The organism is Streptomyces sp. IBSNAI002 (assembly GCF_052244475.1).
Taxonomy (GTDB): Bacteria; Actinomycetota; Actinomycetes; order Streptomycetales; family Streptomycetaceae; genus Streptomyces.
Map to the genome: position 1 here is coordinate 7,849,183 of NZ_JBQPXG010000002.1, position 22,247 is coordinate 7,871,429.

Consider the following 22,247-nt stretch of genomic DNA (forward strand, 5'->3'; position numbering starts at 1 on the left):
GGGGCCGTTCACGCGGTGGGCCAGGTCATGAAGCCGGCGGTGCGCAGCCCGCTCAGCTCGCCCCACACGGAGTCGCGCGGCGGCCGCGGCCCCCGGGTCAGGCGCAGCACCGTCCGGACGAGCCTGGCCGGCGGTACGGCGGCCAGCTGGACGAACCGGCCGCGCGCCAGCCACGCGGCCTCGCGCGGCCGCAGCGCCCCCGGCCAGTCGGCGCCCGCCGCCGGGTCGGGCGCCGGGCCACGGCCCGAAGGCAGCCGCAGGGCGGCGGCGTGCCGCGGTACGAGCCCCAGGGAGCCGACCCGTACGCCGGGCGCGGGGCCGAGTGCGGCCCGTACCCGGGCCGGGAGCGTCACGCCCTCGGGGCTCGCGTCGTGCAGGACGTGGACGGTGGCGCCGTCCGCCCGTTCCAGGGCCGAGAGCAGGACCGGGGCCAGGGGCAGCGCGTCGGGTGCCGCGAGGACGGGGCAGGCCGCCTCCAGGTGCACGTGGTTGGCGAGCAGCATCGCGGCGATCGAACGGTCCTGGCAGAGCAGCAGGCGGGGGAGGCCGTAGTCGTACAGGTCCGGCTCGGAGGGCCCTGACCGGGTGAGGTCCGTCGCCTCCTTCGAACGGCTTGCTGCCGGCAGCAGGCCCGGTACGGTCTCCCGGCCGCGCGCGTCCAGTGCGCGGGTGAAGGAGCGCAGGGGCAGCGGCGGCCGCGGGCTTCCGGGGACGCGGCGCAGGAGCGGCTCGGCCGGGCTGAGGACGCGGCAGGTCTCGTAGTAGAGCTGACGCTCCGTGAACCGGAGCCCGCCGGGGTCGGCCGCGCGGGCCGCTGCCGCGTCGATCGCCACGGCGAGCAGCCGGTCGGCGAAGGCGGGGGCTCCGGTCCGGCCCCTTGTTTTCGTACGCGCGCTCATGCGGTCGGCGTGCCTTTCGTCGCGGGGGCGTCGGGCCAGGTCAGGAAGCCGTACGCCGGGTCGGGTTCCCGAGCTCCCGCCGCCCCGGCCACGGCCCGTTCCACCGCCTCCTCGACGACACCGGCGAGCAGCGCCGGGGGCACGGCCGCGATCGGGCTCCAGAACCCCTCGGCCAGCCAGACGGCGTCCTCCTCGGACAGGCCCGCCACGTCCCGCAGTCCTCCCGCGTCCACGGCCGGGGCCTGTGAGCCGGACGGGACGCGCGTGACACGGTGGACGGCGCCGCCCCGGCTGCGGACCGCGGCCACCGGAAGACCGGCGTCCACCACGGCCCTGTCCGGATGGGCGACGCGCAGCAGCGGCGCCAGCAGGGCGCCCAGCGCGCTCGCGTCGTGCAGCACCACGACCGGCAGCCGGCCGGGAACGTCCACGAGGGCGTCGTGGGCTGAGCCCGGATCCGCCTCCACCAGCACCGCCCGCAACCGCGCGGGCAGGCCGTTGGCCTCGAGGAACACCGCGACGGCGTGGTCGGTGCACAGGATCACGGCCCGGGGCGGGTGCGGCTGAGGCACGCTGTGCCCGGCCGTACGGGGCCCGTCGTCGACCACACCCGGCGGGAGCTCCCCGTACACCGTCGTCCACTCGCCGGACATCAGCTTCCGGAACTCCTCCTCGTCGGGGCGGATGTACGATCCCGCCGGCCCGCCGGAGAAGAACTCGAGGAAGTTGTGCGCCGCGATGAGGACGCCGACGGCCGCTGCCGCGGCGAGCAGGGCGAGGAATCCGCTGGTGAGGGCCCAGCACACGAGGAACCCGGCGCAGATCGGGAACGACACCAGCCGGCGGACCCAGGGCCGCGTCCCGTGCGCCTCGCGCGCCGGCCAGGCCCTGCTGTACGTGCGGCAGCGGTACCAGAGCTGGGTGACGGTCACCGTGAGCCGGCCGTCGTGGGTGAGGGCCGCCGCACGCCGGCGTATCCGTACGTCGTGCATGCCGCGGCCGTGGACCTTGGGGTCGAGGGCGAAGCGGCGGTGGCAGCGCGAGCACACCTGGCCCCTGCGTTCCCTGGCCCTCAGCGAGGTCGAGCAGTTCGGGCAGATCACGGCCCGCCCACCCGGTCCTCGCCGCTCCCGGCGGCCGCGGGCCAGGTCATGAAGCCGACTTCCGCGGCGTCGCGGCGCTCGGAGTCGACGTCGCGGCCGATCCGCTCGGCGAGCCCGTCGAGCACGGTGAGCAGCCGGGCCGGGGGAAGGCCGACGAGCGGGAACCGCCAGCCCTGCGCCAGCCACTTCAGGTCCTCGGGAGTCAGCTCGCCGAGGTCGGCCAGCCGGTGCAGCTCCTCCGCGGTGGGTTTCCGGGCGGGGTCGCGGTACGGAACGGCCTTGGGCAGGGCCCGTGCCGTGCGCAGCGCCACTCCGGCGTCGACCACCGGCCGGCCGCGCAGGGTCTCGCGGAGCGCTCGCACCAGGAGTTCACCGGGTGCGTCGGCGTCGTGGAGGACCAGGACCGGGCCGCGCGGCGGCAGGGCGGGGACCAGGGACGCGACCTGTTCGGGGCCCTGGACGAGGGCGATGCCGTGGCGCTCGGGCAGGCCCTCGGCGGCGAGGAAGGCGGCGATGGACGGATCGGGGCAGACGAGTACGGCGGTAGGTGGCGGTGCCGCGACAGGCCGCCGGGGCCAGGGGTGGCCGATGTCGTCGACCACGCCGGTCGGCAGGGTCCCGTACACGCGCGTCCATGCGGCGAGCGCCTCGGAACGGAAGGCCGCGCGGCTCATGGGCGGGATGCCGAGGCCCACGCCCGTCTGCCGGGCGATCAGCAGGCCGAGCGCGGCGGCCGGCAGGGCTGCGGCGGCGTACAGCAGGGGCGGCAGTCCGCCGAAGACGCCCCAGAAGCCGAGGAGCACGCCGCCGAAGAGGGCCCAGCCCGCGCACCCGGGCGCGAACGTGCTCTCCGTGAACCGCTTGCGCGACAGCGCGTACCACAACTGGCCCGGCGCGATCCGGATCCGCCCGTTCTCCGTCAGCGCGTCGGTGATCCGCCGCACCCGGAGGTCGCTGAGGCGGAGGGAGTTGGTCTTGGGGTCCAGTGCGTAGCGGCGCTTGCAGTGGCCGCAGATGTTGCCGGTGCGCTCCTTGCGGAGCAGGTTGCGTTCGCAGTGGGGGCAGATCACCGGCGGACCTCCAGTGCGGTCGCCACCCGGCGCAGCCTGGCGGCCAGCCGCTCTCTGACGCTGGTGGCGGCGATCCCGCGGGTCCGCTGGGCGTGCTCGATGTCGCGCAGCGCGGCGGCGAGCGCCCGGTAGTCGGTCGCGGAGGCGAGGGCGGTGGCATGGGCGGCCGAGGCGGCGGCGAGCCCCGCCGGGCCGGGGCGCACGGCACTCGCGGCGGCCCGCTGCTCGGCTTCCGCCGCGGTGATCGCGTAGTCCTCGTGGTCGATCCCGTACCCGGTGTTGGCGGCGAGGATGGTCAGCGGGGCGTCACCCCGGTTCGCGAAGGAGTGCGGCATCATCTCCGGGATGCGGATCAGCATGCCGGGTGCGAGCAGGACTTCGCAGACCCGGTCGCGGTCCGGGTCGTGGAGTCCGCAGGCGGCGTGGCCGAGGCTGAGGACGAAGTGCTCGCCGCCGTGCGCGTGCGGGGTGAAGGCGCTGCGCGGGCCCACCACCCCGAGTTTCACGGTGGCGTTGGAGGGCCGCTCCGGCGAGGTGCCCGCGTCGCCCACGAGATAGTGCGCGAACTGGCCGTCGTCGATGAACCGCAGGAACTCCCGCTCCGGCCCGAGCTCCCGGGAACCGTCCCGGTCGGTCCGTACGATGCCGCCGTCCGGCATGAGGTGGTAGAGCTCCACCCCGCCCGGCAGACCGCGCCCGGTCGGGTCCGGCACGTCCCCGGACCGCGCGCGCGATCCGGGTGTGCGGTCGTACGGTCGTGCGGCCATCGCGCCTCCCCCTGACGCCCCGCGGTGCGCGCCGGGCGCCTCGCACGGGCATCGTAAGGCCCTGACCGCTACGAGGGGGAGGACTCTGAACGTACCCCGGACAACCGGCGGATGACCGCCCGGTGCCGGGCCGGGCCGGCCGCGGCAGGGTGGCCCGGCCCGGCCGGGCCGCGGCGGGCCGGCGCCGCTTCGCCTCCTGCTCGGAGCCGCCGATCAGCCGATCTCGTAGTCGAACCAGATGCGGTGCGTGCCGTCGGCGTCGACGGCCAGCCCGCCCGCACCGGAGATCCCGGTCAGTTCGCCGGTGCCGCTGGAAGGCACGATGGTGAAGAACTCCGCGGTCCGGTCGCTGCCCGACGTCGAGGCCGAGTGCACGAAGTTGAAGGCACCCTCCCGCCCCTGGACCGAGCCTTCGAAGGACTCCATGGCCACATAGGTGCCGACGCCGGTCGCGTTGTCGAACGCGGAGGTGAACAGGGTCGCCGCGCGCCCCACCACCTCTCCCTGGAGGATCTTCTCCATCGTGGCCATGCCCACCGGCGTGCCGGTGGACACGGCGGGTTCGGGCTTCAGCTCAGCCGGGGCGAACGAGTTGACGGTGAAAGTTGCCGTAGCTCTCATGTGCCGACCGTACCGAAAGGGACCGACAACGGCTGCCCGGACCAGGGGAATCGCGGGCAGCGGAGGCGGTTCACGTGCTCAGGTGCCCGCGGATGAGCGTGTCGAGCCGCTGCCAGGCCGGGGAGGCGGCGTTGACCGTGTACTGGATGAGGGAGGGGATCTCGGAGCCCGTGTCCGGTCCGGGCGGTTCGGCAGGCCCGTAGCGCTCCCGGTGCGCCTCGGCGATGCGGGGGCCGTCGGCGTCGAGGCCGTACGCGTGGTCGTAGTCGAGGAAGTGCCGGCGCGGTCGCGGTCCGGCGGGATCAGGTGCTGGTGGACGTCGATGCGTGCGGGCGGCGTCATACCTGACCGAGCTCCTCGGGTGCGGCGGACGGGCCGCGGCGGGGCGGCCCGTTCCCTGAGGAGGGACGGCCGGAGCGGCCGGGGCCCGCCGGGCCCGCGACGCGGGCGCGTGCGCCCCGGACACCACCCGGACGGCCGCCGCGGCGCGGCAGGGTCAGCCGGCGGGCGCGTCCCCTGCGTCCAGCCGGGCGCCGTCCGGGACGGCGATGCCGAAGTCGTCCGTCAGGACGCGCACGATCTCGTCGTGACCGGTCAGTTCGCGCTCCTTGCGGGAGCCGTCCGTGCGGGTCTCGACCAGGTGGCGGCCGCTGAGCGCGAGATGGGCGTCCGGCGTCGTCCGCTGGACGTAGAGGAGGTGGGAGAACGGGGAGCGCGGGTTGGTCGCGATGTGCCAGTTGACGACCTCGAAGTCCGGGGCCTCGAAGGGCTCCAGGGTGAACGCGTACTGGTCCCTCCACGCGTCGTCCTCGTACGCCTGGAGCACCCACAGCTCCAGCGGCCCGCGGTGCGGCCGGTGGACCAGGCGGTGCCTGCGGGTCGCGTCCCGGAACTCGGTGTCCGCGACCAGCGGGACCGGTTCGAGCAGCGCACCGCCCGCGCCGAAGCCGACGTCCGCCACGTACGGGCCCGGCTCGCCCGGTACGTCGACCAGCAGCAGCATGTGCGTGCGCGGCCGGACCGCGCCCCCGGCCCCCAGCAGGACGCGCGCCGCCAGCCGCGTGACGCCGAAGCCGAAGGCCTCCAGTACGGCGGCCAGGAGCGTGTTGTGCTCGTAGCAGTACCCGCCCCGGCCCCCGCGGACCAGCTTCGCCTCCAGGTCCGGAAGTGCGAGGGAGGGGGCCGAGCCGCCGAGCGGCTCCAGGTTCTCGAACGGGATGCCGTACATGTGGGCCAGGTGCAGGGAGCGGAGGGTCGCCGCGTCCGCGCGGCGCTCCCCGGTCCAGCCGGTGCGGGCGAGGTAGGCGTCCAGGTCGGGCCGCGGGGCCGCGCCCTGCGCGGATGCGTCGTTGATCGTCATGTCCCCGACCCTACGCAACGGGCGGCGGGACGGCCCCGGGCTTCGAGCGGTGCTCGTACCGGGCCGGTCACCCGGCCCGGTAGCGTGCCTCGATACCCGCGATCACCAGGGCCAGGCCCTCCTCGTAGCTCTCGTCGTAGTTCTGGAAGAGGTCGGCTCCGGCGGCCGCCGCGAGCGGGAAGTCGGCCATGCGGGCGGCGCGCTCGCCGACGTCGAAGCCCTCCCTGCGGTCGCCCGGGAGCGGTTCGACGCCCTGCTCCTCGGTGACGAAGCCGAGGGTGAAGAAGTAGGCGGTGGAGGCGGCCCGGACCGCCTGGGGCAGCGTGAGGCCGGTGTCGACGAGCGAGCGCAGGTTCGCCTCCATCTGGACCGCGTGCTCGGTGCCCGTGAAGCGGGAGCCGCTGAAGACCTTCGCGCCGTCGCGGTAGCCGAGCAGCGCGGCGCGCAGGCCGCGGTTGCCGGCCGTGAGCCTCTCCTGCCAGGTGGCGCCCGGCGCCAGGTCCGAGCCCGAGACCATCCGGCGGTACATCTCCGTGGCCATCTCGTCGAGCAGGTCCTGTTTGCCCTGGAAGTGCCAGTACAGGGCCGGCGCCTGGACCTCCAGCTCCTTGGCGATCGCCCGGAGGGTCAGTCCCTCGAGGCCTACCTCGTTGAGCAGCCGCAGTGCGGTGTCCACGACCTGCTTCTTGTCCAGTCTGGGGGTTCTCCGGGCCATCACGCTTGACAGCTTAACACCGTTAAGGAGACTCTCTGGGGAGCAGGAACTTAACAACGTTAAGGAGAAAAGGCCGTGTACGAGGACGGACTCGGTGAACAGGACGTACTGATCGTCGGCGCGGGCCCCACGGGCCTCACGCTCGCCGTGGACCTCGCCCGGCGCGGGGTGCGCGCCCTCGTCGTGGAGCGGGCCGAAGGGCTCTTCCCCGGCTCGCGCGGCAAGGGCATCCAGCCCCGCACCCAGGAGGTCTTCGACGACCTCGGCGTGGGGGAGGCGATCCGGGCGGCCGGCGGCCCCTACCCCGTCGGCATGATCTGGCGGGACGGCCGGCGCCAGGGCGAGCACCGGATGTTCGACGGGAGCGACGAGGGCAGCGAGGACTCCCCGTACCGCGAGCCCTGGATGGTGCCCCAGTGGCGCACCCAGGAGATCCTTGCCGCGCGCCTCGCGGAACTGAGCGGCGGGATCGCCTTCGGCCGCGAGCTGGTGGGCCTGGAGCAGGACCCGGACGGGGTCACGGCCGTCTTCGCCTCGGGGCCGCCCGTCCGCGCGCTCTTCGCCGTCGCGGCCGACGGCGGCCGCTCCACCGTGCGGCGCACGCTCGGCATCCCCATGACCGGAGAGACCGTGGACCCGCACCCGATGCTGGTCGCCGACGTCCGCATCAGCGGCCTCGACCGCGACAACTGGCACATCTTCCCGCCCGTCGAGGGCGCCGGATTCCTCGCGGTCTGCCCGCTCGCCGGGACGGAGGACTTCCAGGTCGTGGCCCAGTTCCCGGAGGGTACGGACGTGGACCTCTCCCTCGACGGCATCCGGGCCGCCGTCGCCGCCCGCTCGCACCTCGCCCCCGCCGACGTGACCTCCGTGAGCTGGGCCTCCGACTTCCGCCCCCGGGCCGCGCTGGCCGAGCGCTTCCGCGAGGGCCGCGTCTTCCTCGCCGGGGACGCCGCGCACGTCCACTCGCCCGCGGGCGGCCAGGGGCTCAACACCAGCGTCCAGGACGCGTACAACCTCGGCTGGAAGCTGGGCGCGGTACTGCGCGGCAGGGCGCCCGAATCCCTCCTCGACACCTACGAGGAGGAGCGCCTGCCCCTCGCCGCCGGGATGCTCGGAGTCTCGACCCGCGTCCACCGGGGCGAGGCCCGGCGCGGCGCGGCCACGCAGCAGCTGGGCCTCGGCTACCGCGGCTCCTCGCTCGCGGTGGAGACCCGTGAGGACCTGGCCGACGGCGCCCTGCGCGCGGGGGACCGCGCCCCGGACGGGCTGCGCGGCGTACGCCTCTTCGACGCGTTCCGGGGCCCTCACTGGACCCTGCTGGTCGTCGGCGAGGCCGCGCCGGCGCAGCTCCCGCCCCTGCCCGAGGTCCGCACCGTGCGCGTGCCCTCGTACGAGGCGTACGGGGACGGTCTCTTCCTCGTCCGCCCCGACGGGTACGTGGGCTGGGCGGGGGCCTCATCGACGGGCCTGGCGCCCTACCTGTCCCGCGCCGGCGCCTGACCCGGGCGGGCCCGCCGCCCGCATCCTGCGCGGCCCGCCCTCGTTGGGCCGGACATGAAGAAGATCATTACCGCCGCCCTCGTGGCCGCCTTGACCGCCATGGCCGTGGGCACGGCCGTGGCGGACGACGAAGATGACGACACCTCGCGCCGGAACGCCCCCGGCGCGCCGGTGGTCGCGCTGCTCAACATCGGGGAGATCGACGACCCGATGGAGGACGTGCTCGAGCACGCCCTGCACCTCGGCGACGGATAGGCCCGCCTAGGGCCTGTCGTCGAACTCCCGTCTGCCCCGCGACGCCTGGCACGCGCTCTCGCCGCACCGGGCGAAAGCAAAGTACGTCCAGTACGCGTGCTTCCGCCCGGCGCACCGAGAGCACGCACCAGACGCCGCAGGGCCGCCCTCCGGGCGACGACGGGAGTTTGACGACAGGCCCTAGTAGGGCTTTGTTAGGTGCTGTCGTAGGGCTGCCAGGGGACGGTTTGCTGGCATGTGGGGCAGGCGCCGGTCCAGGTGGCGAGTAGGTGTTGGAGGAGGTCCAGGGCCTGGTAGAGGGTCAGGCCCTGGCAGGGGCTTTTGGGCTGCTCCGCTGTTCGGTGAGGAACAGGTGGGCTGCGGTGACGAGGGTGACGTGCCGGTGCCAGCCGGTGAACGAACGGCCCTCGAAGTGGTCCAGTCCCAGGGCTGTTTTCAGCTCGCGGTAGTCGTGCTCGATCCGCCAGCGGGACTTCGCCAGACGGACCAGGTCCTTGGCGGGAAGGCCGGCGGGCAGGTTCGAGATCCAGTACTTGACCGGCTCGGCCTCGCCCTCGGGCCACTGGGCGATCAGCCAGACGAGCGGGATCGTGCCGTCCTCAGCAGGCTTGGGCCGCCGGCCGGCGAGGCGGACCCTCAGGAAGACGAAGTGCGAGCTCATCGCCGCTTTCGAGCCCTTGCGCCAGGTCACGGCCCGGCCCCGGTGGCGTCCGGCAGTCAGCACATGCTCGCGTAAGGACACCGGCCGCGTGCGGTATCGGGGCAGCGGGCGGGGCCCGAGCCCGCCATAGCCGGGCTGGTGCGGCACGGCGTCCTCGCCGTGGGCGGTCATCTCGCCCTTGACCTGCAGGACGTAGGCCAGCCCGCGGTCTTCCAGACCGTGGCGGAAATCGGCGTTCGCACCGTAACCGGTGTCCGCGACCAGGGCGGCCGGCCGGAGGCCGATCCCGGCGAGTTCGTCGAGCATCTCCAGCGCGAGTTGCCACTTCGGGCGGTGGTATTCGCTCTCGGGGATCCGGCAGGCCGCCCGGCGCTGGGCCGCCTCAGGCCCGTCCCACGACTGCGGCAGGAACAACCGCCAAGACAGCGGGCACGAGGCGGTGTCGGAGGCGGCATGGACACTGACGCCGATCTGGCAGTTGCCGACCTTGCCCAGGGTGCCCGAGTACTGGCGGGCAACCCCGGGCGATGCCTTGCCGTCCTTGGGGAAACCGGTGTCATCGACCACCCACACCTGCGGGCGCACCGCCTGCACAGCCCGCCACGCCAGCCCGGCCCGCACGTCCTTCACCGGCCAGGTCGAGGAGGTCATGAACTGCTGCAACTGCTGGTGGTCGACCCCGAGGCGTTCGGCCATCGGCTGCATCGACTTCCTGCGGCCGTCCAGCAGCAGCCCCCGCAGGTACAACTGGCCCTTCGCCTGCCAGTCCGGCCGCACCAACGGCGCGAACACCTCGGAGGCGAACTCCTCCAACCGGACCCGAACCGCGGCAAGCTCCCCAGCCCTCATACAACCAGCGAACTACCGAACACCCGACGTGACAAGACCCGCTAACAAAGCACTACTAGGACGCCGGGACCGGGGTCAGCAGCACGAAGTCGGCGCCCGACGGGTCGAGGCAGATGGCCAGCCGGCCCACGCCCTCGGCGTCCTCCGGCCCCATCTGCACACTGCCGCCGTTCTCGGTGACCGTGGCGACCGCCGCGTCGCAGTCGGTGACGTGGAACACCGGGTGCCAGTACGCCCGGCCGTCCGTCAGGGCGAGGGCCTCCTCGGGGAGTTGCATCAGGCCGCCGTGCATGCGCTCCTCGGGAAGGCCGGCCGGGGTGATCAGGGAGTAGGTGCCCTCGCCGCCGCCGGGCAGCGCCATGTCGCTGAACTGCCAGCCGAAGACACCGCCGTAGAACTCCTTCGCGGCCGGGGCGTCGCTCGTGTACAGCTCCGTCCAGGACAGCGAGCCCGGCTCGTCCACCAGGTCGACGCCCTTGCTGGTGCCGGGCTGCCAGACGGCGAACTGACCCCCCAGCGGGTCGGTGTACTGCGCCATCCGGCCCCACTCGTCGAGGTCCCTCGGCGGCACCCGCACCGTGCCGCCCGCGCTCTCCACGGCCCGGGTCGTGGCGGTCGCGTCGGGGACGCTGTAGTAGATCATCCACGCCGGGCGGGCGCCCTCCTCGGTGAGCTTGCCGAGTCCGGCGACGATCTTGCCGTCCTTCCGGAACATGCCGCCTTCCATGTCCTCCCCCTCGCCCATGGACTCGTACTCCCACCCGAGCACCGCGCCGTAGAAGGCGGCGGCGGCCCGGACGTCCGGAGCGCCGAGGTCGAGCCAGCAGGGGGAGCCGGGGGCGAAGTCAGTGCTGATCATGGCGATTGCCTTTCGCGGATCGTCTGGGCCCTCAGCGTGGCACCCGGCACTGACACTCGCCTGTCGGTCGCCCGGCCGGAGCGGCGCAGCGCGCCGGGTGTGGTGCCGTACCAGCGCTGGACCGCGCGGCGCAGGGCGCGGGCGTCGGCGTAGCCGCTGCGCGCGGCGATCGCGTCGATGCCGAGGTCGGTGTCGTGGAGCAGCCGTGTGATCCGGGCCCGGCGCAGGCCCTCGGCCTCCTCGTTCCAGGTGGTGCCGTGCTCGTCGAGGCGGCGCTGGAGCGTCCGCGTACTGACGGCCATCCGCCGCGCCACGGCGGGCGCCAGGCCCAGCAGGTGCGCGTACCCGGTCGGAGGCACGTCAAACAGACGTGCGGAACTGACGCTCAGACGGGTGAGGACGGAGGAGGTCGTTCCCCGATGTTCGTGCGAGACCACGGGGGTTGAGCGTAGACGAGCACGAATGACCAGGTCATCGCCGGATCCTGGCGCGCGGTGTCCCCGTCGCGGCGTGGTGGGTCCCCCGTGGCGCGTACGGTCCCCTGGCTGGCGCGGGCGGTCCTGGGGCGGCCGGTCTCCCCGGACGTAGCGTGGTGACCGTCGTACGGACACCGGCACGGTGAAGCGGAGCCCCCCCACGGGGGTGGGGGGCCCGCGTCACCGCGGCCGCGCAGCCCGGCGCCGCCATTGCCCCGAACACGGAATGCCACCCCACTAGGCTGGCGGCATGAGCCTCCACCAGCATGCCCCGGGAGGCCGCGTCAGCGCTGCGGGCGACGGGGTGGGCCTGAGCACCGGAGCCGTGGCGAGGCGGCTCGGGGTGTCCGCGACGACCCTGCGCTCCTGGGAGCGCAGGTACGGGATCGGGCCGGCGGACCGGGAGCACGGGCGGCACCGCCGGTGGCTGCCGCCCGACGTCTCCCGGCTCGAACTGATGTGTCTGCTGACGGCGCAGGGCGTTCCTCCCGCGGAAGCCGCCCGGGCGGCGATGAACCGTCCGGCCCAGGCCCTGGGGCAGCGGGCGCAGGAGACGGCGGGGAGTGCACGGGCGGCGGAGGCGGAGGGCGCGGAGGGCGTCTCGCCCGGCGCCGGCCCCCACACGCCCGGAGGGCGGGGAGCGCTGCCCCTGGGAGCCGTACGCCAGGAGTGCCGCGGACTGGCCCGTGCGGCGGTGCGGCTGGACGCGGTGGCCGTCGGCGAACTCCTCGAACGGGCGCTCGACACCTACGGCTGCGTCGTCACCTGGGAGGAGATCATCGCTCCCACGCTGCACGCCGTCGGGCGCAAGTGGGCCACCGCGGGGGAGCGTTACGTCGAGGTCGAGCACCTGCTGTCATGGCACGTGTCCACGGCGCTCAGGCGCCGGCGCCCCGCCGTCGAGACCGCGGGCGTGCCGCCCGTGCTGCTCGCCTGTGCGCCCGGGGAACAGCACAGCCTGGCCCTCGAGGCCCTGGACGCGGCCCTGGCCGAGGTCGGCCTGCCGCGGCGGATGTTCGGCCCGGCGCTTCCGGTGGAGGCGCTGCGCGACGCGGTACGGAGAGTGGGTCCCTCGGTCGTCGTGCTGTGGGCGCAGGCCAAGCCGGCCGGCGTGGACCTCGGCCGGGTCGTCGATGTCGTCGCCGGCGTCGAATGGGGGGTCAAGGGCGCCCGGTCGCAACCGCGGCTCCTGCTGGGCGGACCGGGCTGGACGGGCGTCCGCGATGCGGGATCGCGGCTCCTCACCGGACTCGGGTCGGGTCTGGACGTCATCCGCGGGATCGTGGGCACCTGGCCCGTCGTGAAGGAAGACTGACGGATCAGAGCCGCTGGCGGATCAGAGGTCCTGCCGCGCTCGGACGCCGCCCAGGCTCCGGCGCAGTGACAGCAGCCCCCTGCGCAGGTGGCTCTTGACCGTGCCCAGCGGGATGCCGGTCCACTCCGAGATCCGTACGTGCGTCAGGCCGCCGTAGAAGGCCAGGCACAGGACCTCGCGCTGGGCCACGGGCAGGGCGGCCAGGGCGTCCAGCACGAACACCCGGTCCAGCGCCGCCTCGGGGCCGCCGCTCCCCGCCGGGTCCGGCCGGCCGTCGGACTCCGGGAGACCGGTGCACACGGACGCCGCGATCCGCGCGCGTACGGTCAGCGCGTCCACGGCCTTGTGCCGTGTGTGTGATCCCCGCGAGCCATGCCGCCAGATCGCCGCGCTGCGGGTCGTAGCGGTGGCGGCCGCGCCAGGTGTCGAAGAACACCTGCTGGGTGATGTCCTCCGCGGTGTGCCGGTCGCCCGTGCTGCGCCAGGCCATGGTGTGGACCATGCCGCCCCAGCGCCGGTACACGGCGGCGAAGGACTCCTCGTCGCCCTCCTTGAACCGCCTGGACAGCTCGACGAGTTCGCACACCTCGTCGGGCGGACCGGGTGTCGGGGTGATGGCGAGAACCATGGTGCCGGCTCCTCGTGCCGAGAACGGGCGCAGTGGGCTGCAGCCCGACGAGCGTGTCCGCTGGCGACGGCGGCCCACAACGTGCATCGTTTGTGCATCGATACAAGATCCGCCCGGTCCTGCGGATGGCGCATCCGATCCGGCCCTCCGCGGGGAAGGCAGTCACAGACCGGTTCAGCCACATCGGGCGACGCCGGTCGGAGTGGAGGCCTCCATGTCCGCACGCAGTGACGAACCCCGCCCCGCGACGGAGCCGGAGCAACGGCCGGGCCCGCTGCTCTGCCTGGTCACCGGGGCCGGCGGCTATATCGGGGGCCGCCTGGTGCCGGAGCTGCTGGACGCGGGCCACCGCGTCCGGTGCCTGGCCAGATCCCCCGAGCGGCTGCGCGACCACGCCTGGGCGGGCCGGGTCGAGGTCGTCCGGGCGGACGTCACCGACGCCGAGTCCACCGGCGAAGCCCTGCGCGGAGTCGACGTCGCCTACTACCTCGTGCACTCGCTGAACTCCGGACGCGCCTTCGAGGAGCGGGACCGCGCGGCGGCCCGCACCTTCGCCGAGCAGGCCCGCCTGGCGGGCGTACGGCGCATCGTGTACCTGGGCGGGCTGGCTCCCGCCGGGGTGCCGGCCGGCCGGCTCTCCCCGCACCTGCGGTCCCGCGCCGAAGTCGGCCGGATCTTCCTGGCCGGCGAGGTCCCGGCGACGGTGCTGCGCGCGGCCGTCGTCATCGGCTCGGGCTCCGCGTCGTTCGAGATGCTCCGCTACCTGACCGAGCGGCTCCCGGTCATGGTCACGCCGAGCTGGGTGGGCAGCCGGGTCCAGCCGATCGCGGTGCGCGACGTCCTGCGCTACCTCGTCGGCAGCGCGACCATGCCCCCCGACGTGAACCGGGCCTTCGACATCGGCGGGCCCGACGTCCTCACGTACGAGGAGATGATGCGGCGCTACGCGGCCGTGGCCGGGCTGCCCCACCGGCTGATCCTGCGGGTGCCCATGCTCACCCCGCGGCTGTCCAGCCACTGGATCGGCCTGGTCACCCCCGTCCCGCGCGGGCTGGCCCGGCCGCTCGCCGAATCACTGCGCCACGAGGTCGTCTGCGACGAGCACGACGTGGCCCGGTACGTACCCGACCCGCCCGGCACGCCCGTCCCGTTCGACCGGGCGCTCGCGCTGGCCCTCCAGCGGGTGCGCGAGGCCAAGGTGGCCACCCGCTGGTCCAACGCCTCCCTGCCCGGCGCACCCAGCGACCCGCTGCCCACCGACCCGGACTGGGCGGGCGGCAGCCTCTACACCGACCACCGGACCCGGGCCACCGACGCCTCCCCGCAGGCGCTCTGGCAGATCATCGAGGGCGTCGGCGGCGACAACGGCTGGTACTCCTTCCCCCTCGCCTGGGCGGTACGCGGCTGGCTCGACCGGCTCGTGGGCGGAGCCGGCATCCGGCGGGGCCGACGCGACGCGTCCCGGCTGCGGGTGGGCGACTCGCTGGACTTCTGGAGGGTCGAGGAGATCGAACCGGGCCGGCTGCTGCGACTGCGCGCGGAGATGCGGCTGCCCGGACTGGCCTGGCTGGAGATGTACGCCGATCCGCGCCCCGGGACCGACGGGCCGGGCGGCGCGTCCTACCGCCAGCGCGCTCTCTTCCACCCCCGCGGCCTGCTCGGCCACCTCTACTGGTGGAGCGTGTCCCCCTTCCACGCCGTGGTCTTCGGCGGCATGGCCCGCAACATCACCCGCGCCGCCGAACGCGTCTCCCCCGCCCCCGCCCCCGCTCCTTCCTCGACCTCCCCGGCTTCGTCCTCGCACGACGGATAGCGCATCCGGAATCGCCGTCACCGGAGAAGACCCTCACAGCCGGTGTCCGCCCTACCCGTACGGAGCGCGCTCCCATGACCGTCGCCATCGTCCTCTACACCTCCGACCTGCGCGTACACGACCACCCCCCGCTGCGCGCCGCGCTCTCGTCCGCGGAGGAGGTGGTGCCGCTGTTCGTCCGCGACAGCAACATCGAGGCCGCCGGCTTCAACGCCCCCAACCGGCAGGCCTTCCTCGCCGACTGCCTCTCCGACCTCGACGCCGGGCTCCGCGCCCGCGGCGGCCGGCTGATCCTGCGGTCCGCAGACCCCGTGGCGGCGGTGGAAGCGGTGGCCCACGAAACCGATGCCGACGAGGTCCACATGGCCGCGGGCGTGAGCGCGTACGCCCGTGCCCGCGAGGAGCGCCTGCGCGCCGCCCTGGAACAGGACGGCCGGCGGCTGTACGTACACGACTCGGTCGTGACGGCCGTCGCCCCCGGCGAGGTGCTCCCCGCCGGCTCCGACCACTTCGCCGTCTTCACCCCGTATTTCCGGCACTGGGCGGGGCTGCCGCTCCGCGCGCCGTCGGCCGCGCCGCGCAACGTGCCCGTTCCCGCAGGACTCGCTTCGGAGCCCCTGCCCGCCCGTACCGCCGTCCGGGGCGTGTCCGGCCTGCTGGCCCGGGGCGGAGAGTCCGAGGGCCGGGAGCTGCTCGACCGCTGGCTGGGCGAGGGCATCCGGCAGTACGCCGAGACCCGCGACGACCTGGCCGGTGACGTGACCTCACGGCTCTCCCTGCACCTGCACTTCGGCACCGTCTCGGCCGTCGAGACCGTCCGGCGCGCCCGGCAGCGCGGCGGGCTCGGCGCTGCGGCCTTCGTCCGCCAGATCTGCTGGCGGGACTTCCACCACCAGGTGCTCGCCGCGCGCCCCGACGCCGCCGCCTCGGACTACCGCTCCCGCCAGGACAGCTGGCGCACCGAGCGGGACGCGGGGGAGGAGATCCAGGCGTGGCGCGAGGGCGGCACGGGCTACCCGGTCATCGACGCGGCCATGCGCCAGCTGCGCCAAGAGGGCTGGATGCACAACCGGGCCAGGCTGCTGACCGCGAGCTTCCTCGCCAAGACGCTGTACGTGGACTGGCGCATCGGGGCCCGGCACTTCCTCGACCTGCTCGTCGACGGAGACGTCGCCAACAACCAGCTCAACTGGCAGTGGGTCGCCGGCACCGGCTCCGACACCCGCCCGAACCGGGTCCTCAACCCGCTGATCCAGGCCCGCCGCTTCGACCCGGACGGCGCCTACGTGCACCGCTGGGTCCCCGAGCTGGCCGGGCTGTCCGTCCCGTACGTCCACCAGCCGTGGAAGCTCCCGAGCGGGGAGCGCGCCGGGATCGACTACCCGGACCCCGTCGTGGACCTGACCGACGCGCTCGGCCGCTTCCGCCACAGCCGGGGCATCGGTTAGCGGCGGCACGCGGCTCGGCCGGACGGGCACCTCCGGATGCGGCTCCGGGGGGCGTTCGCCAGACTGATCGGGATGATCGAACTCCGCCGCGACCGGTGCCACGGCCTGCTGCCGCCGGTCGTCGCATGGCTGGTCGCGAACCTCGTCAGCTGGCTGGTCGCGAGGCTCTCCGTCGCCGGCGACGGATCGCGAGTGGCCTACTGGTCCACGGACAGCCGCCATCGCTGGGATTCCGGTCACTACCTGTCCATCGCCCAGTCCGGCTACGAAATGTTCTGGTGCCGCGACCGCTATCCGGACTTCCGCGATGTCATGTGCGGAAACGTCGCCTGGTTTCCCGGCTACCCCATGTCGGTCCGGGCGGTGTCGGCCACCGGCCTCTCGTACGACCTGGCGGCCGTCGTCCTCGCCGAGGCGTCCCTCCTCGGCATGTTCGCGGTGCTGTGGTGGCTGCTGGGGGCCCGGCTCAGCTGGGCCACGGGTCTGACCCTCGCCATCGGCACGGTGTTCCCCGGCGGAATCTATCTCCACGCGATGTTCCCGATCGCCACCGGAACGCTGGCGCTGCTCGTCTGCGTCGCCGGGGTGAAGCGCGGCTCCTGCGCGGTGGCCGCCGCCGGCGGGTTCGTGGCGGTCGCCTGCCATCCCGTCGGTGCCGTGGCCGTCGGCATGCTGCTGCTGAGCGCGTTCTTCGCGTGGCGGCGGGACGCGTGGCCGGTCCGGTTCCTGAAGGCCGGGCTGTCGGCGGCCATCGCGGGCTGCGGCGTGCTCTGGGCGAAATGGCTCATGTGGCAGGCGACCGGCCGCTGGGACGCGTACGAGGTGCTCCAGGAGTCCAGCTACCGGCAGGGCGGCCTGCACGAGCCCTTCGGCGAGATGCGCAACGCCTACGACTTCCCGTTCAGCCACTGGTACACGCCCCAGGGACGGCTGCCGTGGCTGGTGGAGCACAGCCTCGCCGCGCACCGACCCCAGCTCTGGCTGAACACCGCCTTCGTCCTGCTCGTCGTGGCGACGGCCGCGGTGCGCCTCGTGCGCGAGCGCGGGCTCGGCGTCGAGGAATGGGCCGCCCTGGTACTGACTCCGGCGATCTTCCTCGCGCCGTTCCTCGCCGGCGCGGAGATGTCGTGGTACCGCAACCACGCGCAGATGTTCGTCGGGCTCCTGCTGGTCAGGCGCATGTCCCGATGGGTTCAGGTGCCGCTGCTGGTCCTGTGCGCGATCCAGTACTTCTTCCTCGGGGCGATGTTCTTCGCGGGCGTGCTGGTGTGACCGGCCGCCGTCTCCCCGGCTACTTCCGCTCTTCTCCCGTGTCGCGGGCGACGACGTAGGTGGGCCGGCCCTGGACGGCCGTGTAGATGCGCGCCACGTACTCCCCGAGCATTCCCAGGCAGAAGAGCTGGACGGCGCCGAAGAACAGGACCGTGATGATCAAGGAGGTCCAGCCGGGCAGGGTGCTGCCCAGGGCGTAGACGGTGAGGGCCCAGGTGAGGAAGGCGAGGCAGAGGACGAGGCTGACGGCGCCGAGCGCCGTGGCCAGGCGCAGGGGGATCGCCGAGAAGCTGGTGACGCTGTCCAGAGCCAGGAGGACCATCTTGTGCAACGGGTACTTGGTGGTGCCGGCCACGCGTTCCGCGCGCTGGTAGGTGATCTGGCCGCCGGGGAAGCCGAGCCAGGGGATGAGCAGCCGGTAGATCTGGTGCTGGTCGGGAAGGGCCTTGAGGGTTTCCACCACGGCGCGGGACAGCAGGCGGAAGTCGCCGGCCTGCGCGGGGACGTAGGAGCCGGCCAGGCGGCGCATGAGCCAGTAGTACGCGCCGGCCGTCCGGCGTTTGAATCCGCTGTCGGCCGACCGGTCGGTCCGGACCCCGTAGACGATGTCCAGACCGTCCGCCCGGGCCAGGGCGAGCATCTCGGGGATGAGTTCCGGCGGGTCCTGGAGGTCCGCGTCGATGCTGACCACGTGGGCGCCGAGGGAACGGTGCAGTCCGGCGGTGAGGGCGGCCTGGTGGCCGCTGTTGCGGCGCAGGGTCACGATGCGGAGCTCGGGCCAGCGGGCACGCAGGTCTTCCAGGAGGCGCGGGGTCCCGTCGGTCGAGCCGTCGTCGACGGCGACGACCTCGTACGGTTCGCCGCCCCCGTCGAGGATCGGCCGCAGGCGGGCCGCCAGCACGGGCAGGGCCTCCTCCTCGTTGTACATGGGAACCACGACCGACAGCGCGATCGATCCCGTGCCTGTGTCGTACACAGCACTGATGATGCGGGAAGCACCTGAACCCGGCACTCCGAAAAACCGGAGCCTTCGCGCCGCCAGAGGGTGTGGAGGGCCTCCAGCCCGGCCCCGGCCCCGGCCGCCTCCGGCTCCTCGCAGCCCGGCCAACCCGGTGCGGGCGGGTTCGAGGGGCGGCGGCGGTGCTGTGCATACTGCTGGGCATGACGTCCTCGATCGCCGCCCGCATCCATCTGATGATCACCTTCGTGCTGGTGACGTGCGGCGCGGTCGGCGGGGTCTGCTTCGGGCTTCTGCTGGGCGGCAGGACGACGGCCCTGGCCGCGGGCTGCGCGGCCGGTCTGGGTGCCGGGATCGGCTCGTTCCTCTCGCGTCGCCAGGTGGCGGCCTTCTTCCGGCCCGAGAGCGGCCTCGCACGGGCCGACGGGTACGCGGAGGGCATCGCCGACGCCGTCCTCGTGAGCATCGCGACCTACCAGGCGGCCGTCTTCCCCCTGACCCACGACGGAGTCACCGAGGAGGAACGGGACGCCCGCCGTACGGTCGCCTACCGGGTCTCCGCCTACGACGGCCTGCCCCTCGCGGTACGGGTGTCGGCGGCGGCCGCGCTGGAGGCCCTCGACCAGGGCCTGGACTCCGAACGCGCCCAGGCGGCGATGAAGGACCTGTCCCTCACGGTCTACGACCACCGCGGCGGCCGCTGACCCGGCACGGACCGGGCGCCAGCGGCGGCAGGCCCCCGCGGATCGCGGGCGTCGCTCACAGGCTCGAGAGGAGGCCGTCGAGGGGAGCCGGGACCTGGTCGTGGCCGAGGGCCTCGACCAGCAGACGGCCGTAGCGGATCTTGCGGCCCTTCTTCGTGCCCAGGAACCGCCGCAACTGCTGCTGCGGAGGACGCCCGTGGTGGGCGGGCTGCCGCATGAAGGTCTGCCAGGCACGCAGATCGCCCTCGGCCCGGACGATCTCCTCGACCCGTGCCGTGCCCAGCGCGCGGATCAGCTCCTCCTCCAGATCCGCCACGCACACGAAGACGTCCCCGCGCTCCGCTCCGGCCCGCGCCAGGCCGCGGTCGAAGAAGGGCCGTTCGCGTTCGTCGCACAGTCCCGCCAGGCGCAGGCCGAGGCCGGTCGGCCCGAGGAGGGCGGCGTAGCGGCCGACGCTCATCGCCCCGCCCATCGACACCACGCACACGCCCTCGGCGGCCAGGTCCCGTCCACGCCGTGCGGCCAGGGCCTCGACGGCGGCGAGGTCGCTCGCCCCTTCCAGCAGGACGGCCGTCCGCACGCCCAGTCGGACGGCCAGCTCACTCGCCGGACCGTCAAGCCCCTCAGGCCCGACTGCTGCTCGGCGGCCGACCGCGTACCGGAACTCCTGCATGTCCGTCATGGAGCGAGTCTGCATCTCCGCCGGTGGAACGGCACGGAAATATCCGAGCACCCGCCCCGGCCGGCCCGCCTGCCGCCGCCCGCCCCGACGTGACACAGCCGGGCCCCGAGGAGCGCGTCCCCGGGGCCCGGCTGTGTCACTTCGCTGACCGTCAGGCTCAACGACCGGTCGGGCGTGACGTCACGCCCGACCCGGGCCCGGATTCACGGGTCCGGGCGTGGTCGTCCTCAGGAGGACGCGGGTACGGGTGTGAACGCAGGTCCCGTGGGTGTCGCCGGGGCCGTGGGGGCGCCGCCGTCCACACACGTCAGCGACAGGCTGACCGGCGCCTGAATGCCCTCCGCGGGCTCGTCGTTGAAGCCGACCAGGACCGTCCAGTTGCTCTTCTTCAAGGTGATCGTCTCGCTGCCCGTGACGGGAGCGTCCTGCCAGCCGTGCTCGGAACGGGCCCGGGCGACGGCCGCCTTCACCGCGGCTTCCACCGTCTGCGGCGCGTGCCGTCCCGACAGCCGTTCCATGCAGTACCCGAGGACGTCCGAGGGTTCCCGCTTCACCGTGACGCCCTCGGCCGCCAGCACCGAGGTCATCTCCGACACCACCGTGTCCGCGGTCAGCGGCGGACCCGTGAATCGCGGGGGCAGCGGGCCGAGGTCCCGCAGCGGAGGGGCGCAGGCCGTCGCCGCTGCCGTCACCAGCGCCGCCATGACCAGGGGCGCGAGGGCTGCGCGCCGCTGTCGTCCTCGCACGATGGGTTCCGTCCTGTCGGTTCTCCGGTCAGGGCCCAGTCTCCCATCCCGGTGATCTTGACCGCGCACCGCGCACCGCCCACCGCCCACCGCCCACCGCCCACCGGCCACCGGCCACCGGCCACGGCTTTCAGGACTTCTTCAGATTTGTCCCGGACCCGGCCCCGGCTGTTCCATGAGCGTGGTCATCCGAGAGAAGCCGCATCGTCCGAGAGGTGGAACGCCCGTGTTCCGCAATGCCGTCCAGCCCTGGCACCTGCTCATCGTCCTGGTCGTCTGCCTGATGGTGTTCGGCTCCAAGAAGCTGCCCGACATGGCCCGTTCGCTGGGCAAGTCGATGCGCATACTGAAGTCGGAGGCGCGGGCGCTGCGGGCGGACGACCCCAAGTCCTGACGGGCAGCCAGTCCACATCACCGGGGTTCCGGCCCGGGGTTGCGGAGCGACGCGGGCCGGGACCAGGGTGCGTCGGAGCCCGCGGACTCCGGCCGCAGCCCGAGCTCACGGAGCTGGTTGACCGCCATCATGGCGGTGAACATGGCGCTGGGGTTGGCGCCGCCGACCCCCAGACCGGCGACGGCCTGCGCGTAGCGGGTGGTGAAAGCACCCGGCCGGACCCGCGCGCTGTCCGCGGTCAGCCCGAGCGCCGCCGCTTGCAGCGCGGTGGCCTGCTCGAGCAGCCCGTCCAGGTACGGCACCGCCTCGGCGCCGCGGCGCACGGTGAACGTGTGGCCGTCGGTGAGGAGGGCCGCCTCTCCCTCCTCGAAGAGGACGGCGGCGGCACCGAGCACGGTCTGGATCTTGAGCTGGTCGGCGTCGGCCATCGCACCGCAGGGCCCGTTGCCCTCGTCGGACAGGTGGAGCACGCCGCAGTCCCTCAGGTGCACGACCACGTGCCCTGCGCAGTGCCCCTGACTGCGCAGCACGCGCACCGCGCCCTCGGCGAAGGTCCAGCCGGTGAACCGATGCGAGCCGATCCGGATCCGCTCCAGCGGCAGCTCCTCGTAGGTCCGGGTCGTCGCGCCGAAGGGCCGCAGCGGCTGGAACAGCGACACCACCCTGTCGGCCAGTGCGGACGGTTCGGGCAGCGGTGTCAGCCCGGCGATGCGGTCGAAGGCGCGCACCCAGTACGACACGGGGTCCCGCATCTGGTCCAGGTCGAGGGCGGGTACGCGGTGCTCGGCCGGCACGCCCAGTTCGTCGGCCAGGTCGTTGTTTCCGACGTGGTCGAGGTGGCCGTGCGTGGTCAGCACCAGGGCCCGGGACCAGGGCCCGACCCGGTCGGCCGCCTTCCGCAGGGCCGAGCGGAAGGCCGTCGTGACCCCGGTGTCGACGAGCACCAGGGTGTCGCCGGCCCGGTGGACCAGGGCATTGGCGACATCGGGCCGGCCGTGCTCGACGTCCAGTCCCTGCCCGAGCACCAGGACGGTGCGGTCGTCGATCTCGATCAGGTCACCGAGCGCGGTCATGGATTCCTCCCGCGGTCCCGTACGGGTCCGGCTCGCCGCCTTCACTCTTCGACGGCGGACGCGGACCACGAGCCCC

General features: G+C 73.7%; 24 protein-coding genes and 1 pseudogene. 8 read left to right on the forward strand and 17 right to left on the reverse strand.

The window, feature by feature from the left end:
* Positions 1-8: 8 nt before the first annotated feature.
* The 8 genes from ACTVZO_RS36325 to ACTVZO_RS36360 form a co-directional block, all read right to left on the reverse strand.
* Positions 9-899 carry a hypothetical protein gene (locus ACTVZO_RS36325; protein ID WP_443302397.1) on the reverse strand — a complete coding sequence of 297 codons (891 nt, stop codon included), beginning with the start codon at positions 897-899 and terminating at the stop codon, positions 9-11.
* Positions 896-2,002: a hypothetical protein gene (locus ACTVZO_RS36330; protein ID WP_443302398.1), complete on the reverse strand. Its 1,107-nt coding sequence runs from the start codon at positions 2,000-2,002 to the stop codon at positions 896-898. Before ACTVZO_RS36330 ends, ACTVZO_RS36325 begins: the two co-directional genes overlap by 4 nt.
* Entirely contained in the window at positions 1,999-3,072 is a 1,074-nt protein-coding gene (locus ACTVZO_RS36335) for a hypothetical protein (RefSeq protein ID WP_443302399.1), read from the reverse strand. Before ACTVZO_RS36335 ends, ACTVZO_RS36330 begins: the two co-directional genes overlap by 4 nt.
* A complete protein-coding gene (locus tag ACTVZO_RS36340) occupies positions 3,069-3,839 on the reverse strand; it encodes a cupin domain-containing protein (protein WP_443302400.1) in 771 nt (256 codons plus the stop codon). Before ACTVZO_RS36340 ends, ACTVZO_RS36335 begins: the two co-directional genes overlap by 4 nt.
* A 213-nt stretch (positions 3,840-4,052) precedes the next feature.
* The gene (locus ACTVZO_RS36345) at positions 4,053-4,460 is read right to left on the reverse strand and encodes a DUF3224 domain-containing protein (protein ID WP_443302402.1); all 408 of its coding nucleotides are present in this window, start codon (positions 4,458-4,460) and stop codon (positions 4,053-4,055) included.
* 70 nt (positions 4,461-4,530) lie between these two features.
* Entirely contained in the window at positions 4,531-4,926 is a 396-nt protein-coding gene (locus ACTVZO_RS36350; RefSeq protein ID WP_443302403.1) for a hypothetical protein, read from the reverse strand.
* Between the two features lie 30 nt (positions 4,927-4,956).
* Positions 4,957-5,820 carry an arylamine N-acetyltransferase family protein gene (locus tag ACTVZO_RS36355; protein WP_443302404.1) on the reverse strand — a complete coding sequence of 288 codons (864 nt, stop codon included), beginning with the start codon at positions 5,818-5,820 and terminating at the stop codon, positions 4,957-4,959.
* A 67-nt stretch (positions 5,821-5,887) separates the two neighbouring features.
* Positions 5,888-6,535: a TetR/AcrR family transcriptional regulator C-terminal domain-containing protein gene (locus tag ACTVZO_RS36360; protein ID WP_443303379.1), complete on the reverse strand. Its 648-nt coding sequence runs from the start codon at positions 6,533-6,535 to the stop codon at positions 5,888-5,890.
* 75 nt (positions 6,536-6,610) lie between these two features.
* Between ACTVZO_RS36360 and ACTVZO_RS36365 the strand changes: the two genes are divergently transcribed.
* Together ACTVZO_RS36365 and ACTVZO_RS36370 are read left to right on the forward strand one after the other, a co-directional pair.
* The gene (locus tag ACTVZO_RS36365) at positions 6,611-8,038 is read left to right on the forward strand and encodes an FAD-dependent oxidoreductase (RefSeq protein ID WP_443302405.1); all 1,428 of its coding nucleotides are present in this window, start codon (positions 6,611-6,613) and stop codon (positions 8,036-8,038) included.
* Positions 8,039-8,092: 54 nt separating this feature from the next.
* Positions 8,093-8,293: a hypothetical protein gene (locus ACTVZO_RS36370; protein ID WP_443302407.1), complete on the forward strand. Its 201-nt coding sequence runs from the start codon at positions 8,093-8,095 to the stop codon at positions 8,291-8,293.
* Positions 8,294-8,594: 301 nt separating this feature from the next.
* Here ACTVZO_RS36370 and ACTVZO_RS36375 read toward each other — a convergent pair whose 3' ends face one another.
* Genes ACTVZO_RS36375 through ACTVZO_RS36385 form a run of 3 tightly spaced genes read right to left on the reverse strand, consistent with a single transcriptional unit; the run spans position 8,595 to position 11,021 of the window.
* Positions 8,595-9,803, reverse strand: a complete 1,209-nt coding sequence (locus ACTVZO_RS36375; RefSeq protein WP_443299644.1) for an IS701 family transposase — start codon at positions 9,801-9,803, stop codon at positions 8,595-8,597.
* A 55-nt stretch (positions 9,804-9,858) separates the two neighbouring features.
* Positions 9,859-10,662, reverse strand: a complete 804-nt coding sequence (locus ACTVZO_RS36380; RefSeq protein WP_443302409.1) for a VOC family protein — start codon at positions 10,660-10,662, stop codon at positions 9,859-9,861.
* Positions 10,659-11,021, reverse strand: a complete 363-nt coding sequence (locus tag ACTVZO_RS36385; protein WP_443302410.1) for a helix-turn-helix domain-containing protein — start codon at positions 11,019-11,021, stop codon at positions 10,659-10,661. The genes ACTVZO_RS36380 and ACTVZO_RS36385 overlap by 4 nt, the downstream gene beginning before the upstream one ends.
* 367 nt (positions 11,022-11,388) lie before the next feature.
* Here ACTVZO_RS36385 and ACTVZO_RS36390 point away from each other — a divergent pair, with 367 nt between their 5' ends.
* Entirely contained in the window at positions 11,389-12,453 is a 1,065-nt protein-coding gene (locus ACTVZO_RS36390; protein ID WP_443302411.1) for a MerR family transcriptional regulator, read from the forward strand.
* 21 nt (positions 12,454-12,474) lie between these two features.
* On the opposite strand, the gene ACTVZO_RS36395 is transcribed toward ACTVZO_RS36390, so the two are convergent.
* Both ACTVZO_RS36395 and ACTVZO_RS36400 read right to left on the reverse strand, forming a co-directional pair.
* Positions 12,475-12,792, reverse strand: a complete 318-nt coding sequence (locus ACTVZO_RS36395; RefSeq protein WP_443302412.1) for a sigma factor-like helix-turn-helix DNA-binding protein — start codon at positions 12,790-12,792, stop codon at positions 12,475-12,477.
* 70 nt (positions 12,793-12,862) lie between these two features.
* Positions 12,863-13,168: pseudogene (locus tag ACTVZO_RS36400) on the reverse strand (RNA polymerase sigma factor); the annotation flags it as partial.
* A gap of 127 nt (positions 13,169-13,295) precedes the next feature.
* Between ACTVZO_RS36400 and ACTVZO_RS36405 the strand changes: the two are divergent.
* The 3 genes from ACTVZO_RS36405 to ACTVZO_RS36415 all read left to right on the forward strand — a co-directional run bounded on the left by ACTVZO_RS36405 (position 13,296) and on the right by ACTVZO_RS36415 (position 17,614).
* Entirely contained in the window at positions 13,296-14,894 is a 1,599-nt protein-coding gene (locus ACTVZO_RS36405; RefSeq protein WP_443302413.1) for an SDR family oxidoreductase, read from the forward strand.
* Positions 14,895-14,968: 74 nt separating this feature from the next.
* Positions 14,969-16,342, forward strand: coding sequence for a cryptochrome/photolyase family protein (locus ACTVZO_RS36410; protein WP_443302414.1), 1,374 nt, complete (start codon positions 14,969-14,971; stop codon positions 16,340-16,342).
* A gap of 72 nt (positions 16,343-16,414) precedes the next feature.
* Complete coding sequence (locus ACTVZO_RS36415; RefSeq protein WP_443302415.1) at positions 16,415-17,614, forward strand: hypothetical protein; 1,200 nt, start codon at positions 16,415-16,417, stop codon at positions 17,612-17,614.
* Between the two features lie 19 nt (positions 17,615-17,633).
* Here ACTVZO_RS36415 and ACTVZO_RS36420 read toward each other — a convergent pair whose 3' ends face one another.
* Positions 17,634-18,599, reverse strand: coding sequence for a glycosyltransferase family 2 protein (locus tag ACTVZO_RS36420; RefSeq protein ID WP_443303380.1), 966 nt, complete (start codon positions 18,597-18,599; stop codon positions 17,634-17,636).
* Between the two features lie 176 nt (positions 18,600-18,775).
* Between ACTVZO_RS36420 and ACTVZO_RS36425 the strand changes: the two genes are divergently transcribed.
* Positions 18,776-19,276, forward strand: a complete 501-nt coding sequence (locus ACTVZO_RS36425) for a hypothetical protein (protein WP_443302416.1) — start codon at positions 18,776-18,778, stop codon at positions 19,274-19,276.
* A 55-nt stretch (positions 19,277-19,331) separates the two neighbouring features.
* Here the strand turns inward: ACTVZO_RS36425 and ACTVZO_RS36430 are convergent, their stop codons facing one another.
* The gene (locus ACTVZO_RS36430; RefSeq protein ID WP_443302417.1) at positions 19,332-19,958 is read right to left on the reverse strand and encodes a TOPRIM nucleotidyl transferase/hydrolase domain-containing protein; all 627 of its coding nucleotides are present in this window, start codon (positions 19,956-19,958) and stop codon (positions 19,332-19,334) included.
* Positions 19,959-20,185: 227 nt separating this feature from the next.
* Entirely contained in the window at positions 20,186-20,704 is a 519-nt protein-coding gene (locus ACTVZO_RS36435; protein ID WP_443302418.1) for a hypothetical protein, read from the reverse strand.
* Between the two features lie 226 nt (positions 20,705-20,930).
* Here ACTVZO_RS36435 and tatA point away from each other — a divergent pair, with 226 nt between their 5' ends.
* Positions 20,931-21,098 (forward strand): Sec-independent protein translocase subunit TatA, encoded by a 168-nt coding sequence (tatA, locus tag ACTVZO_RS36440; protein ID WP_443302419.1) that lies wholly within the window; start codon positions 20,931-20,933, stop codon positions 21,096-21,098.
* 17 nt (positions 21,099-21,115) lie between these two features.
* On the opposite strand, the gene ACTVZO_RS36445 is transcribed toward tatA, so the two are convergent.
* Positions 21,116-22,171 carry an MBL fold metallo-hydrolase gene (locus ACTVZO_RS36445; RefSeq protein WP_443302420.1) on the reverse strand — a complete coding sequence of 352 codons (1,056 nt, stop codon included), beginning with the start codon at positions 22,169-22,171 and terminating at the stop codon, positions 21,116-21,118.
* Positions 22,172-22,247: the final 76 nt, after the last annotated feature.

Coding starts and splice junctions, on each gene's coding strand:
- ACTVZO_RS36325 (WP_443302397.1), bottom strand. CDS start 899: ATGAGCGCGCGTACGAAAACAAGGGGCCGGACCGGAGCCCCCGCCTTC.
- ACTVZO_RS36340 (WP_443302400.1), bottom strand. CDS start 3,839: ATGGCCGCACGACCGTACGACCGCACACCCGGATCGCGCGCGCGGTCC.
- ACTVZO_RS36345 (WP_443302402.1), bottom strand. CDS start 4,460: ATGAGAGCTACGGCAACTTTCACCGTCAACTCGTTCGCCCCGGCTGAG.
- ACTVZO_RS36355 (WP_443302404.1), bottom strand. CDS start 5,820: ATGACGATCAACGACGCATCCGCGCAGGGCGCGGCCCCGCGGCCCGAC.
- ACTVZO_RS36360 (WP_443303379.1), bottom strand. CDS start 6,535: ATGGCCCGGAGAACCCCCAGACTGGACAAGAAGCAGGTCGTGGACACC.
- ACTVZO_RS36370 (WP_443302407.1), top strand. CDS start 8,093: ATGAAGAAGATCATTACCGCCGCCCTCGTGGCCGCCTTGACCGCCATG.
- ACTVZO_RS36375 (WP_443299644.1), bottom strand. CDS start 9,803: ATGAGGGCTGGGGAGCTTGCCGCGGTTCGGGTCCGGTTGGAGGAGTTC.
- ACTVZO_RS36380 (WP_443302409.1), bottom strand. CDS start 10,662: ATGATCAGCACTGACTTCGCCCCCGGCTCCCCCTGCTGGCTCGACCTC.
- ACTVZO_RS36390 (WP_443302411.1), top strand. CDS start 11,389: ATGAGCCTCCACCAGCATGCCCCGGGAGGCCGCGTCAGCGCTGCGGGC.
- ACTVZO_RS36405 (WP_443302413.1), top strand. CDS start 13,296: ATGTCCGCACGCAGTGACGAACCCCGCCCCGCGACGGAGCCGGAGCAA.
- ACTVZO_RS36410 (WP_443302414.1), top strand. CDS start 14,969: ATGACCGTCGCCATCGTCCTCTACACCTCCGACCTGCGCGTACACGAC.
- ACTVZO_RS36415 (WP_443302415.1), top strand. CDS start 16,415: ATGATCGAACTCCGCCGCGACCGGTGCCACGGCCTGCTGCCGCCGGTC.
- ACTVZO_RS36425 (WP_443302416.1), top strand. CDS start 18,776: ATGACGTCCTCGATCGCCGCCCGCATCCATCTGATGATCACCTTCGTG.
- ACTVZO_RS36430 (WP_443302417.1), bottom strand. CDS start 19,958: ATGACGGACATGCAGGAGTTCCGGTACGCGGTCGGCCGCCGAGCAGCA.
- ACTVZO_RS36445 (WP_443302420.1), bottom strand. CDS start 22,171: ATGACCGCGCTCGGTGACCTGATCGAGATCGACGACCGCACCGTCCTG.